Origin of the sequence: Sphaerisporangium sp. NPDC049002 (assembly GCF_040649355.1) — a bacterium.
Classification (GTDB): domain Bacteria; phylum Actinomycetota; class Actinomycetes; order Streptosporangiales; family Streptosporangiaceae; genus Sphaerisporangium.
The window spans coordinates 1-15,696 of record NZ_JBEZFH010000180.1; the positions used below are offsets into that span (position 1 = coordinate 1).

General features: G+C 71.7%; 13 protein-coding genes. 9 read left to right on the forward strand and 4 right to left on the reverse strand.

Translation table 11 applies throughout. The annotated features are described in order from the left end of the window. The 4 genes from AB0B89_RS27835 to AB0B89_RS27850 form a co-directional block, all read right to left on the reverse strand. A partial coding sequence (locus AB0B89_RS27835) for an MBL fold metallo-hydrolase (RefSeq protein WP_358558742.1) occupies positions 1-1,065 on the reverse strand: 1,065 nt, incomplete at its 3' end. 215 nt (positions 1,066-1,280) lie between these two features. Next, complete coding sequence (locus AB0B89_RS27840) at positions 1,281-2,630, reverse strand: DUF1996 domain-containing protein (protein WP_358558744.1); 1,350 nt, start codon at positions 2,628-2,630, stop codon at positions 1,281-1,283. A 473-nt stretch (positions 2,631-3,103) separates the two neighbouring features. Next, positions 3,104-3,754: a hypothetical protein gene (locus tag AB0B89_RS27845; protein ID WP_358558746.1), complete on the reverse strand. Its 651-nt coding sequence runs from the start codon at positions 3,752-3,754 to the stop codon at positions 3,104-3,106. After that, complete coding sequence (locus AB0B89_RS27850) at positions 3,747-4,736, reverse strand: sugar-binding domain-containing protein (RefSeq protein ID WP_358558748.1); 990 nt, start codon at positions 4,734-4,736, stop codon at positions 3,747-3,749. Before AB0B89_RS27850 ends, AB0B89_RS27845 begins: the two co-directional genes overlap by 8 nt. 111 nt (positions 4,737-4,847) lie before the next feature. On the opposite strand from AB0B89_RS27850, the gene AB0B89_RS27855 reads away from it, so the two are divergent. The 9 genes from AB0B89_RS27855 to AB0B89_RS27895 all read left to right on the forward strand — a co-directional run. Next, positions 4,848-5,897 (forward strand): ABC transporter permease, encoded by a 1,050-nt coding sequence (locus AB0B89_RS27855; RefSeq protein WP_358558750.1) that lies wholly within the window; start codon positions 4,848-4,850, stop codon positions 5,895-5,897. Positions 5,898-5,904: 7 nt separating this feature from the next. After that, the gene (locus tag AB0B89_RS27860) at positions 5,905-6,906 is read left to right on the forward strand and encodes a substrate-binding domain-containing protein (protein WP_358558752.1); all 1,002 of its coding nucleotides are present in this window, start codon (positions 5,905-5,907) and stop codon (positions 6,904-6,906) included. Next, positions 6,907-8,526: a sugar ABC transporter ATP-binding protein gene (locus tag AB0B89_RS27865; protein ID WP_358558754.1), complete on the forward strand. Its 1,620-nt coding sequence runs from the start codon at positions 6,907-6,909 to the stop codon at positions 8,524-8,526. Positions 8,527-8,573: 47 nt separating this feature from the next. Then, the gene (locus AB0B89_RS27870; RefSeq protein ID WP_358558756.1) at positions 8,574-9,257 is read left to right on the forward strand and encodes an SIS domain-containing protein; all 684 of its coding nucleotides are present in this window, start codon (positions 8,574-8,576) and stop codon (positions 9,255-9,257) included. A gap of 2 nt (positions 9,258-9,259) precedes the next feature. After that, complete coding sequence (gene xylB / locus AB0B89_RS27875) at positions 9,260-10,726, forward strand: xylulokinase (protein ID WP_358558757.1); 1,467 nt, start codon at positions 9,260-9,262, stop codon at positions 10,724-10,726. Between the two features lie 100 nt (positions 10,727-10,826). Further along, positions 10,827-11,537: a transaldolase family protein gene (locus AB0B89_RS27880; RefSeq protein WP_358558758.1), complete on the forward strand. Its 711-nt coding sequence runs from the start codon at positions 10,827-10,829 to the stop codon at positions 11,535-11,537. A gap of 449 nt (positions 11,538-11,986) precedes the next feature. Then, a complete protein-coding gene (locus AB0B89_RS27885; RefSeq protein WP_358558759.1) occupies positions 11,987-12,622 on the forward strand; it encodes a GPP34 family phosphoprotein in 636 nt (211 codons plus the stop codon). A gap of 90 nt (positions 12,623-12,712) precedes the next feature. Beyond that, the gene (locus AB0B89_RS27890) at positions 12,713-14,878 is read left to right on the forward strand and encodes an ATP-dependent RecD-like DNA helicase (RefSeq protein WP_358558760.1); all 2,166 of its coding nucleotides are present in this window, start codon (positions 12,713-12,715) and stop codon (positions 14,876-14,878) included. Positions 14,879-15,280: 402 nt separating this feature from the next. Further along, on the forward strand, positions 15,281-15,696 hold a 416-nt coding region (locus AB0B89_RS27895; protein ID WP_358558761.1), incomplete at its 3' end, for a hypothetical protein.

Genomic DNA, 15,696 nt, shown 5'->3' on the forward strand with positions numbered 1-15,696 from the left:
ATCGACTCCCGTCCCGTCGAGATCGACGAGCTCCAGCGGGCCGTCGACCGGCTCAAGATGGAGGACGACCGGCTCGGCCCACGGATGCAGGGACAGCGTGAACGTGGCCCAGTGCACCGGCAGCATCAGCTCGCCGCCGAGGTCGATGTGGGCGTTGACCGCCTCCTCCGGATCCATGTGGATGTCGGGCCAGGCCGGGCTGTACGCGCCGATCGGCATCAGCGTCAGGTCGAACGGCCCGTGGTCCGCGCCGATGCGGGCATAGCCCTCGAAGTAGCCGGAGTCTCCGGCGTAGAAGACCCGGCGGCGGGCGCCCGCGACCACCCAGGAGCCCCACAGCGTCTCGTTGCGCGAAAGCGTGCGCCCCGAGAAGTGGCGTGCCGCGGTCGCGGTGAACCGCAGCCCGGCGACCTGGGCGTCCTCTTCCCAGTCGAGCTCGACGATGCGTTCCCTCGGCACTCCCCACTTCGAAAGGTGCGCGCCGATGCCCAGCGGCACGAGGAACGGCGCCGACTGGATGCGGGTGAGCGCACGCACCGTCGCCAGGTCGAGGTGGTCGTAGTGGTCGTGCGAGATCGCGATCGCGTCCACCGCCGGCAGCGCGCCGAGGGCGATCGGGACCGGGTGCAACCGTTTGGGCCCCACCAGCTGCGAAGGCGAGACGCGCCTGCTCCACACCGGGTCGAACAGCACACGCCGTCCCTCGATCTCGACGAGCGTCGACGCGTGACCGAACCACACCACGCCGACCCCGTCCGGCGAGGGGACCGCGTGCGACGGCGCGCCCAGCGGCACAGGGCCGGACGGACGGCGCTTGTCGCGCCCGGTGAGCAGTTCCCGGGCGAAGTCGGGAGGAGGTCCCGACGGCACGCCCGTCTCACCCGGCATGGGGTTGTGGAAGGCGCCGTCCTTGAACTGGGGCGACCGCCGCATGCGGGCGGCCCGCTCCTCCCCCGACCTCAGCGGACGCGCACCCAGCTCAGCAGGGATGTCGTGCAACGCCCATCCCGCCGCCACGGCGACGCCTCCGGTGAGAACCCTCTTCAGCGTTCGGCTTCCTGCCATCCGCGCACACCCCCAGATCGGCTTCTATCCTGCCGAACCGTTCGCGATGCCGCCGATGTTCCCGTTCCGCGTATTTCTCTTCACCGGGAGAGCATCGCCGGTTCTCCGCGAAGCGCTCGCCGGCCGGCGGCGCGGACGTGGCCGGGACCGGAGTACGGCTCAGGGCATGGGTTCGGCCCCGGCCACGCCAGGCCGGGGCCGAACAGGAGAAGTGGTCAGGGAAGCTCGAAGTTCGGCGTGAGAGCGGCGCCGCGGTTCGGGTGGTAGAGGTCGTAACCGCGCGGGTCACACTGGAGTCCACCGTTGATGCAGTGGGTGACCAGGGCGTTGAGGATGGCCATGTTGTCCCACGCGTTGAAGAAGTCGTAGTGCCACGAGTAGCCCCGGCCGCTGGCCAGCCGCGCCTGCGACAGGTCACCGCTCGCGGGGAAGGCGATCTTGAACTCGAGCATCGGCACCGGCACCGGGTGGGTGGCCGGGCAGTAGCCGTTGACGGGGTACGCCATGTGGCTCTTGTGGTCGGCGCTGTCGAGGTCGACCCCGTTCCAGCAGCTCGGCGCCTGGTAGCGGACGTTCACCTGGCTGCCGGCCGGGCAGGACGTGGGGATGTCCCAGACCTTGGAGATGTCACCGCACTCGAAACCCTCGACCGCGCCGGGCGAGGTGCGGAACTGGTCCAGCGTGGCGCTCGGGCTTCCGGCGACGTAGCGCAGGCCCTGCGGGAAGTTCTGCACCCTCCAGTACTCCAGGATGCCGGACTTGTAGTAGATGACCTGCGGGCCGGTCGGCTGGATCAGCGTGTTGCCGTTGTAGAAGCTCGGGAACCAGTAGGCCGACTTGTCGTGCGGGTTGGTACACGACGTGCCGCCCGCCAGGAGCGACGCCAGGTTGCTGTTCGCGTTGGTCGTCGTGTTGCCGACGAAGGTGTGCATGTGCGAGGCGCCGGGCAGGCCAGGGAAGACGATCGGGTCGTCGGGCCGGTTCTGGGTGAACGAGCAGTTGGCCTGGAACTCGTGGTGCGTCACCAGGTCGGTGAACGTCGGGCTGGGGACCGGCGTGGAGCCGCTGCCGCCCGTGCCGTAGACCTTGAACTCCCACAGGGAGTAGCCGTATCCGGTGCCGCGCGCGGTGCCGTACATCCGCACGTAGCGGCCGCTGCCGGAGACGTTCAGGGTCTGGTTGCCGCCGGTGCCGGTGGTGGTCGAGTAGATGTCGGTCCACGTCGTGCCGTTGGCGGAGGTCTGGATCTTGAACGCCTTGCCGTACGCGCCCTCCCAGTTCAGCACGACCTGGGAGACCGTCGCCGTGGCGCCGAGGTCGACCTGAAGCCATTGCGGGTCGCTGTACGCGCTGGCCCAGCGGGTGGTGCTGAGGCCGTCGACGGCGGCTCCGGCAGGGGTGCCTCCTGCCTCGACGGAGGACGCCGTCGCGGGCCTGCCCTGCGACAGCAGGTTGTCCGCGGCCATGGCGGGGGCGACGATCGCCAGGCCGACCGCGACGAGCGCGATCAGCGTGGCGGTGACCAGTCCCAGGCGGAACCGGCCTGGACTTCGAGACGGATGCACGGCCTCTCCTTCTGATGGGGGGTGTACTGCCGTTGGGAACGACAGGTGGGAGAGCGCTCTCCAACGAGATTGGCCGTCCATGTCAATGGTTGTCAAGACGCGCGGCTCCACCAATCTGAAACGTCCTGTTCACACCGCCGAAACGGGCTCCCCCGCGATCACTCGGCGGGCGGAGCGGACCGAATCCGGACCCGATTCCTCAGAGGGGGCGCCTTCCAGCCGTTATGCCCGGCCTGTGAGAACCTTCCGGCATCCGAGCAGCACTTTCCGAGCCGGCGAGGAAAGAGCCTTGACATCGCCGACCCCGCCAGGCACTCTCAAGATGGAGAGCGCTCTCCCAGCTTACGGCGGTGCCCCGGATGTGGCACGCGGCGGCCGAGTATCGGTCCGGCTCGCCGGGCAGCCGTGCGTCAGCTCACGCACGATGACGTCGTCCTCGGTGCCCTGAGGAGTTCAGATCCACCAGCGAGGCGTCAGGCAGGGGGCGCCTGGGCGGCTCGTACGTCCGACAGCCAGGCTCGGGGCGTGGACGAGCCGAACAGGTCGGTGCCGCTGACCAGCCAGTCGGCGCCTCCCGCCGCGGCGCGGCGGCCGATCTCGCGGGTCACGCCGCCGTCGAGCCCGAGCAGCCGGGGGGCTCCCGAGGCGGCCTGCCGCAGTGTCCGCACGGTGGCGAGGGCCGACTCCTCGAACGTCGAGCCGGCCTGCCCCGGGACGACCGACATGGTGAGAACGGCCAGCTCAGCCGAGGGCACGAACGTCGCAGGGGTGCCCGGCGACAGGGCCAGCGCCGGCCGGGACCCGCGTCGTTCGATGCGGTCGAGCGCCGCCCGCCACCCGTCGGCCTCGGCATGGACGACGACAAGCTCGCAGAAGCCGGTCCACGCGTCGAGGCGGGCGAGCGGGTCGGTGACCATGAGGTGGGCCTCGGCACGCATCCCGGTCTGCGAGGTCATCGCGGCGGCCGTCTCGACCGTGAACCCGCCCTCGCGGGCGAAGACGCCGTCGGTGGTGTCCCAGTGGAGCACCTCCAGCCCGGCGTCACGGAGCCGGTGCGCCTCACCTGCCTGCGCGGGGGCGGGGACCGACCACAGCGAGCCCGCGACGCGCACGCGCTCAGTCATCGGCGGGGTGGTCGAACGGCCGGCGCAGCACGACTTCGGCGAGGGCACGGTCGGTCACCAGGGAGGACAGCAGCCCGGAGCGGGCCACGGCCAGCACGGCCTCGGCCTTGTCGGCGCCGGCGGCGACGGCGACGACGCGGGGCACCCGCCTGAGCTCCTGGGCGCTGATGGACAGGCACCGCTCGGCGAAGTCGTCCCCGACGAGGCGTCCGTGGCGGTCGATGAGGATCCCGGCGACCTCGGCCTGCACGCCCCTGGTCGCGAGCTCCGCGCGGTCGGCATCGGACATGACCTCACGCAGCTGCGAGATCGGCGGGTTCCACGAGCCGACGGCGACCACGGCGACGGTCACGCGGGCGAACAGCCGCATGGCGGCGGCGACGTCGGTCTGCCGCCGGAGGGCCGCCGCGGTCGCCGCGTCCTCCACGACCAGCGGCGCGAAGATGGCGTGCGCCTTGCCGCCCGCGCTGAGCGAGGCCTTGCGTACGACCTCGACGGGCGACTCGGCGAGGTCGGAGCCGACGGCCCCGGTGAGCTGCACGACCGAGACGGGCGGCAGCGAGGTGAGGCCCTCGGTCATCGCGGTGAGGGTCCTGCCCCATGCCAGGCCGAGGACGTCACCGGCGTGGAGGGTCTCGGTGAGCAGGGTCGCGGCGGCGGACCCGACCTGGCTGCGCACCTGCGCGTCGGTTCCGAGGGTTTCCACGACGATCGCCTCACGGAGCCGCATATGCTCTCTGAGCTGGGCAGACATCACGTCATCGACATATCCGGCGTCCCTTAGAGTGATGGTCACAATACCGGTGCTCTTCGCCTGCTCAAGGAGCCGGGCGATCTTGAATCGCGAGAGCCCGAGCTCCTTGGCGATCTCCACCTTCGAGACGTCGTCGATGTAGAAGCGTCTCGCGACGGTCGCCATGAGCCTTCGTTCGGCGGGTGTCACCTTGGCAAGGGCGCTCATATGAGCGCTTGAATTGCTCATTCGTTACCTCACTGCGACCACGTGCGCCTTGTTAGCGGACTTTGACGGACCCTATAGTACACAAACGAGCGTCCATGGCGCTCATATGAGCGAAGCTCGGGAGGGGCAGTTGTGAGATCACGCCGTATGCCGGACGAGGTCGGGATCCTCGGAATCCTGATCCTGGTCGCCCTCGTCATGAGCCTGCTGTCCGGGAACTTCCGGACGGTCGACAACCTGCAGATCCTGCTACTCAACGGCGCGGTCATCGCCTTCCTCGCCCTGGGTCAGACCTTCGTGCTCCTGACAGGAGGCATCGACCTGTCCACAGGGTCGAACGTCGCCATGACGGGGATGCTGGCGGCGGTCGTCATGAAGTCGGGGGCCGGGTGGCCGATCGCCGCGCTGGTGGCCATTGTCGCAGGAATCGCTGTCGGGCTGTTCAACGGCGCGGTGATCCACTACCTGAAACTCCCGCCGTTCATCGTGACGTTCTCGACCTTCGGCATCGCGGCGAGCATCCCGCAGATCATGACGGGCGCGAAGTCGGTGTCGGTCGCCGACCCGATGTTCGCCGTCGTCGGGCGCGGCGCCCTGCTCGGCGTCCCCATGCCGGTCGTGCTGGTCATCGTCGCCGCCGGCGTCCTGACCTTCTTCCTGCGCAGGACCGCGACCGGGGTGCACATCTACGCCGTCGGCGGCAACACCGAGACCAGCCGCCTCGCCGGGATCGGGATCGGGCGCACCACCATGCTGGTCTACGCGGTCAGCGGCCTGTGCGCGGCGTTCGGCGGGCTCATCACCACCAGCCGGCTCATGGTCGGCTACCCCACCGCCGGCTCGGGCAACGAGCTGTTCTTCTCCATCGCGGCGGCCGTCGTCGGCGGCGTCAGCCTGTTCGGCGGCATCGGCTCCATCCCCGGCGCCTTCCTCGGCGCGGTGCTGATCGCGACCGTGTCCAACGGCATGAACGTCATCGGCGTCGACAGCTTCTGGCAGCCGCTCGTCATCGGCGTCATCATCCTGCTCGGCGTCAGCCTCGACACCTACCGCCGCAGGCTCTCACTCGCGGACTTCTCCCGGCTGTTCAGCCGTTCCGGCCCCCCGGGCCCGACAGCGCATGAGCAGCTCGAATCCCTCTCGCCGGGCGAAGGCGCTGTTTCCATCGAAAACCGGAGGTAGTTCCCCCATGCAGCGACGTATTTCCCTGGCCGCGGGCGCGGCGCTCGCCGCGCTGACCCTCGCCGGCTGTAGCACCGGGGTCGACACGGGCGCCCAGACCGGCGCCGCCAAGTCCGAGGGCGGAATCCCCCGGCCCGCGGCGTGCGACGCCGGCTCCAAGTACGTGGCGGTCGCGCTCCCCAACCTGACCAACCCCTACTACGTCGCCATGAAGAAGGGCTTCGAGACGGCGGGCCAGGCGGCGGGTTTCACGACCGAGGTCCAGATCGCCAACGACGACGACGCGGCCCAGCTCGCCCAGGTCCAGGCGATGCTCCAGAAGAAGCCGTGCGCGCTCGCGCTCAACCCCGTGAAGTCCGAGCCCGCCGCGGCGATCGTGAAGCTGGCCAACGACGCGGGCGTGCCCGTGTTCACCGTGAACGTCACCGTCGACGACGCCGCGCTCAAGGCGCAGGGCGGGAGCATCGTCCAATACCTCGGCGCCGACAACGCCGCGGGCGGCACGCAGGTGGCCGAGCAGGTGCTCAAGGACCTCGGCGCCGACGCCGACCTCAAGGTCGGCTTCATCACCGAGCCCGACGAGGGCCCGGTCGTCGCACGGGACAAGGGCTTCGAGGACGCCATCGCCGCCGACGCCAAGGCCAAGGTCGTGGCCAAGGTGGACGGAAACGTCAAGCCCGACGACAGCCTCGCCGCCACCACCGAGCTCCTCCAGGGCAACCCGGACGTGAACGTCCTGTTCACCAGCACCGGCCCCGCCTCCTATGGAGCGCTCCAGGCCATCCAGAGCGGCGGCAAGAAGGTCAAGGTCTACGGCTTCTGCGCGGCCGACGAGCCGCTGACCGACCAGTACCCCGCGTGCGTGGCCCAGGAGCCCGAGGACTACGGCAAGCGCGTGATCGAGCAGATCTCCGCCTGGCTGGGCGGCGCCGAGCCCGAGGCCCAGATCCTTCGCCCGCTCAAGCTCTACACCAAGGGCCAGACGCCCGCGCCGGGCGAGGTGGGCTGAGTGAACGGGCCGACGGCGACGGCCGCGCCGGGCGGGGCGGCGCCTCCCGGACGGGCGGAGGGTCTCCGCGCCCAGGGGATCGTCAAGCGGTACGCCGGTGTCCCCGTGCTCTCCGGCGTGACCGTCACCGTTCGGCCCGGCGAGGTCGTCGGGCTGGTCGGCCACAACGGCGCCGGCAAGTCCACCCTCCTCAGGACGCTCTCCGGGGCGATCAGGCCGGACGAGGGGACGATCAGTGTGAACGGGGACCGGATGCAGCTCACCGGCCCCGCGGTCGCGCTGAAGGCCGGGATCTCCACCGTCTACCAGGAGCTTTCGCTTCTGCCGAACCTCACGATCACCCAGAACGTGTTCCTCGGCCGGGAGCGGCGGCGCGGCGGGACCCTCGACGGCGAGGGCATGCGCAGGGCGGCCCGGGACCTGGTCGGCCGCTTCGGCCTGCGCGTCGACGTGGACCGTCCGCTGGGCCACTACCCGGTGGCCACCCGCCAGCTCCTTGAGATCGCGGTCGCCACCGAGCGCGACACCCGCTTCCTGCTCCTGGACGAGCCGACGACGAGCCTGGAGGGCGAGCAGGTCGACCGGCTGCTCGAACTGATCAGGTCCCTGGCCGGGGAGTCGGGACTCGGCGTGCTGCTGGTCGACCACAAGCTCGACGAGCTGTACGCGGTGGCCGACTCGGTCGTGGCCCTGGTCGACGGGGAGGTCAGGATCGCCGGGCCGGTCGAGGAGGTCGACCGCGCGGACGTCATCCGCGCGATCGCCGGTGAGGAGGCCGCCGTACACCTGGCCGAGGCCGGGCAGTACGACCAGCTCCCGGCGGACGAGCTGGGCGACCTGACTTCGGGGCGGACCCAGGGGCGGCGTACGGTCTCCCCGCCGCCGGACGGGGCCCGGCCGAGCCTCCGGGTGCGCGGCCTGCGGGCGCCCGGCCTCACCGGCGTCTCCCTCGACGCCTACCCCGGGCGGGTCCTCGGCGTCTACGGCCTGATCGGGTCCGGGCGCACGGAGTTCCTGCGCGCCCTGGTCGGGCTGGAAAGGATCGACGCCGGGCGACTGGAGCTGTTCGGCGACACCTACCGGCCGCGCAACCCCTCCCACGCGCGGCGGAACGGCGTCGTCTACCTCACCGAGGAGCGCAAGGTCGACGGGATCGTGCCCGGGCTCGACTCCGGCACGAACGTCGTCCTGCCCGTACTGCACGCGTTCTCCAGGTACGGCGTGCTGGACCGCCGCGCGATGGCCAGGAGCGCCACCCGGTTCATGGACCGGCTCCACGTGCGCGGCGACCGGGACGCCCCTGTCGTCAGCCTGTCCGGCGGCAACCAGCAGAAGGTCCTGCTGGCGCGCGCGCTGGCGCAGGAGCCTCGGCTGCTGCTCCTGGACGAGCCCACCAAGGGCGTGGACATCGGCGTGAAGGCCGAGATCCATCGCCTGCTCCGCCGCCTCGCCTCCGAGCAGGGCATGACCGTCGTGGTCGTGTCCAGCGAGGAGGAGGAGATCCTCGACGTGTCCGATGACGTCGTGACGTTCTCCCACGGGCGCTGCGACGGCGGCACCCAGCTCGCCTCCGAGCTCTCGCTGGTCAAACTCCGGCAGGTCGCGTGGGGGGCGGCATGATCCCCCGCCCCGGGCCCGCCCCCCAAGAAAGGCAACAGAGAACAGTGATGGCCGCCGCCGCGAATGATGTGCTGTCCGAGGGCCGCGAAGCCGTACGGCGGGAAGCGGGCGGCGTGCTGTCGGTCGCCGACCAGCTGGACGACAGCTTCGTGGAGGCCGCCCGCCTGCTCTACGACTGCGAGGGCAAGGTGTTCGTCACCGGGGCCGGGACCTCGGGGGCGGTGGCCCGGCGCATGGCCCACCTGCTGTCCGTCTGCGGCACCCCGGCGCTGTTCATCCAGGCCGCCGACGCGCTGCACGGCACGATGGGAGCCGTCACGGCGGGCGACATCCTGATCGCGATCTCCCGGGGCGGCGGCTCCATGGAGATCAACGACCTGACCACGCGCGTGCGGGAGCGCGGCGCGCGGGTTATCGCCCTGACGGCGGTCACCGACTCCGAGCTCGGGAACCGCGCGGATCTGGTGGTCAAGCTGGAGAGCCCGCCCGGTGTCGACCCGGGCGAGGTGATCGCCATGGGTTCGACCCTCGTCACCGCCGTGTGGGGCGACGCGCTCGCGTACGTGCTGATGAGGCTGCGCGGTTACGGATGGGAGCAGGTGCTGCACAGCCACCCTTCGGGGGCCGTGGGGCAGATCGGCGACGCCCCCGACCCGCTGCCCGCGCTGACCTTCGACGCCGGCGCCGGGGCGGCGGGCGTTCCGGGGGGCGCGCCGAGGGGCACGGTCTGACCATGCCCGTCGTCGCAGGCGTCGACAGCTCGACGCAGTCCTGCACCGTGGAACTCCGCGACGCCGACGGCGGCGCGCTGCTCGGCACCGGCCGCGCCCCGCATCCGGTGACGCACCCGCCGCTCAGCGAGCAGGATCCCGCGGCGTGGTGGCGCGCCCTGGCCGTCGCCCTCGACCATGCCTGCCGGGACGCGGGCGTACGGCCGCGCTCCATCGACGCCGTGAGCGTGACCGCCCAGTGCCACGGCCTGGTGGCCCTCGACGCCGGCGGCCGGGTCCTGCGGCCCGCCAAGCTGTGGAACGACACCACGTCCGCGCCGCAGGCGGCCCGCCTGGTGGCGCGCTACGGGGCACGCGACTGGGTGCGCTCGATCGGGCTGACCCCGACCGCGGCGCTCACCGTCACCAAGCTGGCGTGGCTGGCCGAGCACGAGCCCGGCAACCTGCGGCGCCTCGCCACCGTACTGGTGCCGCACGACTGGCTGACGTACCGGCTGACCGGCGAGCGCGTCACGGACCGGTCGGACGCCTCCGGGACCGGCTACTACGCGGCGTTCGAGAACCGGTGGCGCACCGACCTGCTCGCCGAGCTGGTGTCGCCGGACGTCGACTGGGACGCGGCCGTCCCCCGGGTGCTCGGCCCCGCCGAGCCCGCGGGCCGCGTGCTGCCGGAGGTCGCGGCCGAGCTCGGGCTGCGGCCCGGCGTGCCGGTCGGCCCTGGCGGCGGCGACCAGCATCTCGGCGCCGTCGGTCTCGGTCTCCGGACCGGCGACGTCGCCTACAGCCTCGGCACCTCCGGGGTGGTGCTGTCGGTGAGCGCCGGTCCCGTCTTCGACCCCACCGGCTGGGTGGACGGCGTCGCGGACGCGGCGGGGGGCTACCTGCCGCTGGTGTGCACGCTCAACTCCACCAAGGTCACCGACACCTTCGCCCGCCTGCTGGGGGTCGACGTCGGGGCGCTGGGCGACCTCGCGCTGGCCGCCGACCCCTCGCAGGCGCGGCCGACCCTGGTCGCCTACCTGGACGGGGAACGCAGCCCTGACCTGCCGGACGCCCAGGGGGTGATGGCCGGGCTGACGACCGCCTCGACGCGTGAGGGCCTGGCGCTCAGCGTGTTCGAGGGCGTGATCTTCGGGCTGGTGCGCGGGCACCAGGCGATCGAGGCCGCCGGCGTGCCGACGCCGGGCGAGGTGGTCGCCGCGGGCGGGGGCGCGCGGTCCCTCGCCTACCGGCAGGTGCTCGCGGACGTGCTCGGCCGTCCGGTGATCACACGGGACGCGCCCGAGGCGAGCGCCCGGGGCGCGTGCGTCCAGGCGGCGGCGGTGCTGTCCGGTTCGGCCATCACGGACGTACGCGACGCGTGGTGCCCGCCTCCGGCGGCGACCGTCGACCCACGGCCGGGCGGCTCATCCGCGCTGATGGAGCGTTACCTGCACCTCGCCGAACACGTACGGGCCCACGACGCCTGACACCCCCACCGCCCCGGCCGTCCGACTCGCGCACCAGCCGTTCACCGCCCCTCGGACCCGCGCACCAGCCGTTCACCGATCCGTGCAAAGGAATGGACCCATGACCCTCTACGTCGACTCCGCGGAGCGCTCGGCCGTCGAGCCCCTGCTGGCCACCGGCCTGTTCGCCGGTGTCACCACCAATCCGGCGCTGCTCGCCCGCGCCGGGCTGACCCAGGCCGACCTTCCCGCCGTCTTCGCCTGGGCGACGGGCGCGGGTGCCGGGCACGTCTTCATGCAGACGCTGGGCACCACCGGCGGGGAGATCGTCACCGCGGGCAGGCGGATCCGCGGCCTCGGGCCGGAGGCGGTCGTGAAGATCCCCGCCACACGTGAGGGACTGAGCGCCGCGCGCGTCCTGTCGGACGAGGACGTCCCCGTACTGGTCACCGCCGTCCACCACGCCACCCAGGCGCTGCTCGCGGACGCCGCCGGCGCCCGCTTCATCGCCCCGTACGTCGGCCGCATGACCGACCAGGGCCGCGACGGCGTCGCCGAGACCATCCAGATGCACCGGATCCTGTCGGAAGGGCGCACACGGGAGCTGACCGGGCCGGGGACGCGGGAAGTGCCGGGGCCGGGGACCCTGACCGGGCCGGGGACGCGGGTGCTCGCGGCGAGCCTGCGCTCCCGGGAGGACGTCGCCGCGCTGGCCGCCGCGGGCGTGCCCGACTTCGCGCTGAGCGCCCCGCTGTGCGAGGCACTGCTGGCCGACGAGCCCACCGTCGCCGCCGCCGGCCAGTTCGAGGCCATCGCCGCAGGGCGGAACTGACCACCGGCCGACGTGACCGGGGGCATCCGGCCTCCGGCGAGGGCGTCGCCATAGCACAGGATGGCCGCGGGCTCGCCGATTCGGTTCGTCAAGAAGAGTCGAGTTCATTTCGTTACCTCCTGTTAATATTCGGACGGTGCCAGGCCAGGTGGTGGGTCCGCATTCCGGGTGGCGCGCATTCTTGGCCGCCGATTGGCGGATTGACGGATTGACGCCGAGGCGGCACCCCTATCAGCTATTCGGCGCCGTGCGGGTCACGGGTTTGGGGCAGGCCGAATTCGCGTATCCGCGCGCCGGACCCCACCTGGTGGTACGCCGCTCGCCGCCTCACCGCCGATGGTGCCCGGCGACCGGGTGGCCGAATTCCCACGGCCCTCACCGGGACCCTCGGACCACAACTTCTTTCATGTAATGACAGATTTGATAATTCACCTATACGATCGCCATTCGTGGTTGATGTCGATCATTCAGGCCTCCGGCTGGCCAACGACCTGTTCTTTGTTATGCATGACGACATAACCGGTCGAATGCGGCTGGCCCCCCGGCTGACCGGGCTCGCGCTGGCCGCCGCCCTCGTGGGTGAGCTCATGCTGACCGGACGGGTCACCGTGGGGCTGGCGGCGAGGCAGATACGGCTCGTCCCCGTCGACACGGCGCCGACCGGCGACGCCGTCACCCAGAGCGCCCTGGACCACATCGTCGCCGAGCCCTCGCACCGGTTCCGCACGTGGCTGCAGTTCCTCGCCCGTACGGCGTATGCCGACGTCGCGGCCCGGATGACCGCCGAAGGGCTGCTGCGCCCGGCGAGCGGACGCCTGACGCGGAGGCAGGCGCCGGTCGACCCGAACACCGCCGCGTGGCCCGTCGGGCGGCTCAACCTGGCGATCCAGAGGAGCCAGCCGCTAGACGCCCAGGACGGCGTCCTGCTCGGGCTGCTCACCGTGACCGGCGGCGGCCGGCTCGTCCTGTGGGACCAGAACCCCGCGTACCTGTCCCGGTCGAGGTCCGCCCTTCCCCTGCCCCTGCAGGAGCTGGTCACCCAGACCGAGGCCGCGATCGGCGACTCGGTGATCAGCCGCCGGTGAACCCGCCGCCCCGCGCGCCCGTCCGGACTGTCGCAGGCGCGCGCTAGGGTCCTGCGGTGAGGGACCGCAGATGATTCCGGGGAGCTTACGGTGACCGTGCTCGCGAAGCCCCGCGTGACGGAGGTCGAAGCCTCCGTCGAGCGACTGGTGTTCGTCCGCGATGATGAGTACACGGTCGCGCGCATGAGCGCCGAGGGGCTGAGCGGGTTCGTCGCCTCGGGCCGCGCGCTCGCCGGGGTGCAGCCGGGCGAGACGCTGCGGCTCGCCGGCGACTGGGACGAGCACCCGCGCCACGGCGGCCGCCTGGTGGTCACGCGGTGCGAGCGCGTGGTCCCCTCGACCGTGCGCGCCATCAGGCTGTACCTCGGGTCGGGCCTGATCCGCGGCATCGGGCCGAGGCTCGCCCACGCGATCGTCAGCCACTTCGGCCACGAGACGCTCACGGTCATCGACACCGAGCCTGAGCGCCTCACGGAGGTCGTCAACATCGGCGCCGCGCGGCAGGCGCAGATCGTCCAGGCGTGGGCGGAGCAGAGGGCGGTCGCCTCGCTGATGGTCGTCCTGCAGGGTTTCGGGATCAGCCCGCTGCTCGCGGCCAAGATCTACCAGGTGTACGGCGACGACGCGCACGACGTCCTCGTCTCCGACCCCTACCGGCTGATCGGCCAGGTCAGGGGCATCGCATTCCTCACCGCCGACCGCATCGCGCTGCGATCGGGAGTGCCCGAGAACAGCCCGCGGCGCGTCAAGGCGGCGATCCTCGACAGGCTGGAGACGGCGGCGGCCCGCGACGGGCACTGCTTCCTGCCGCTGCCCGTTCTCGTCGCCCAGGCGGCGAGCCTGGTCGAGCAGGCGGACGAGCTGATCCACCAGGCGGTCGACGCGCTGGTCGCCGAGCGCCGGGTGGTCACCGAGGCGTCGCCGGCCGGCCCCGGCCAGGTGGTGGTGTACTCCAAGGAGCAGCACAGCCACGAGGTCGCGCTGGCGACGCACCTGACCCGGCTGTGGCGGGCCCGCTCGACGCTGCGGCTGCGCGCGTTCGCGGAGGACGACGGACTCGACGAGGACCAGCGGGTGGCAGTCAATCTGGCTCTGACCAGCACCCTGTCCGTCATCACCGGCGGTCCCGGCTGCGGCAAGAGCCACACGCTGAAGGTGCTGGCGGCGACCGTGCGGGCGATGGGCGGCACGGTGACCCTCACCGCGCCGACGGGCAAGGCGGCCAAGCGCCTGTCGGAGCTCACCGGCCTGCCCGCGATGACCGTGCACCGGCTGCTCGCCCAGCAGCCCGAGCGCGAGGAGGGCACGCTGTTCCAGCAGTCCCCCGCCGAGGCCGACCTCATCGTGGTCGACGAGGCGTCGATGCTCGACCTGCGGCTCGCCACCCGGCTGGCGGCCGCGATCCCGGCGGGCAGCCATCTGCTGCTGGTCGGCGACAGCGACCAGCTCCCGAGCATCGGTCCCGGGAGCGTGCTGGCCGACCTGCTGCGCGTGGAGGAGGTCCCGCGCATCCGGCTGACCCGCGTCTTCCGGCAGGCCGAGGACAGCGGCATCGTCCGGGCCGCCCATCGGATCCGGGCGGGCGAGCTGCCCGCGCTGCCGGGCCGGGGCGGCTTCTGGTTCGAGGAGCTGGACGACCCCGACCGGGTGGCCGAGCGGGTGGTCCACCTGGCCACGGAGGCGATCCCCCGCAAGCAGAAGATCGGCGGCGACCAGGTCCAGGTGCTGTGCCCGATGCGCAAGGGCGCCACGGGCACCGCCGCGCTCGGCCGCCGGCTGCAGGAGCGGCTCAACCCCCCGCGCGAGGGCGCGGCCGAGCACTGGTCGGGCCCGTCGGTCTTCCGGGTGGGCGACCGCGTCATGCCGGTCCGCAACAACTACGACAAGGGGGTGTTCAACGGGGAGACCGCCACGGTCACGGCGGTGAGCCCCGAGGAGCGACTGGTCGAGATCCGCACCGACGACGGGGACAGCGTGGAGTACACCTTCGACGAGCTCGACGAGCTGACCCACGCCTACGCGATCAGCGTGCACCGCTCCCAGGGCAGCGAGTATCCCTTCGTGGTGGCGCCGATCGTGGCCGAGGCCGGAGGCGTCATGCTCCAGCGCAGGCTGCTGTACACGCTGGTCACCAGGGCGAGGTCCTGGGTGGTCCTCGTCGGCCAGCGCGAGGCGCTGGAGACCGCGGTGCGCCGGCTCGGCTTCCGCAGGAACACCGGCCTGGCCTCCCGTCTCGCCCTGGGCATGGCCGGCTGACGGGCGCCCGCCGCGCGGGTGCGGCATACGAGCATGGCCTGGTGGTCCTGGCCGCTCCCATGCCACGACACCCGGGGCCTGTCAGCGTGAGGGCGGTTCCGCGCTGATGCCCCTGGACGGCGTCCGGCCGAGCCAGAGAGATCCGATGACTTCGGCTCACTCGTCGGGCAGCCGATTGCGTCGTCTCACCTCTGGACCGATCCAGTCCAGGGCTATGAGCTGTGCGTTCTCTACGGGAGGACCAGGAGCCGTTTCCGGCGCATTACTCAAGTATTGCGTTCACATGTCAGATCCTGTCAGGATGCATGCAAGCGGTCCGATGTTAGCGGCGTGACATTCCCCGCTTCGTGTCTTCTGGTGGCGTTCTGTCGAAACGGAGCCCGATCCCGCAGGGAACGGGCCGTGGAGCTCTCCCTGGTGACGCGGCGCGTGCTCATCGCCGTCCGGCCTGCCCCGGCTTCGATCGCGATCGGCGACGGCCGCCGATCGAGCGTCCGGGCTCTGACCGGCACGACCTCCAGCGGGCGCGACGTGTACGAACAGTCGCTCTTACTCGAAGGAGTTCACGTGGCCGTCTCGCGTCGGAGGTTCATGACTTCCGTGGTGTCCGGGTCTGCTCTGGCGGCGGTGTCGTCGTCGCAACTGGTGTCCGCTCTGACGAGCGCGGCCAGCGCGGCGAGCCCGGTAGGGGATGTGGTCGGGAAGATCACCGTGGGATACCAGGGGTGGTTCGCCGCCCCGGGCGACGGAGCCCCGATCAACGGATGGTGGCACTGGAGCGCGAACATGGGCCAGCCCCCCTCACCCTCCAACACCAC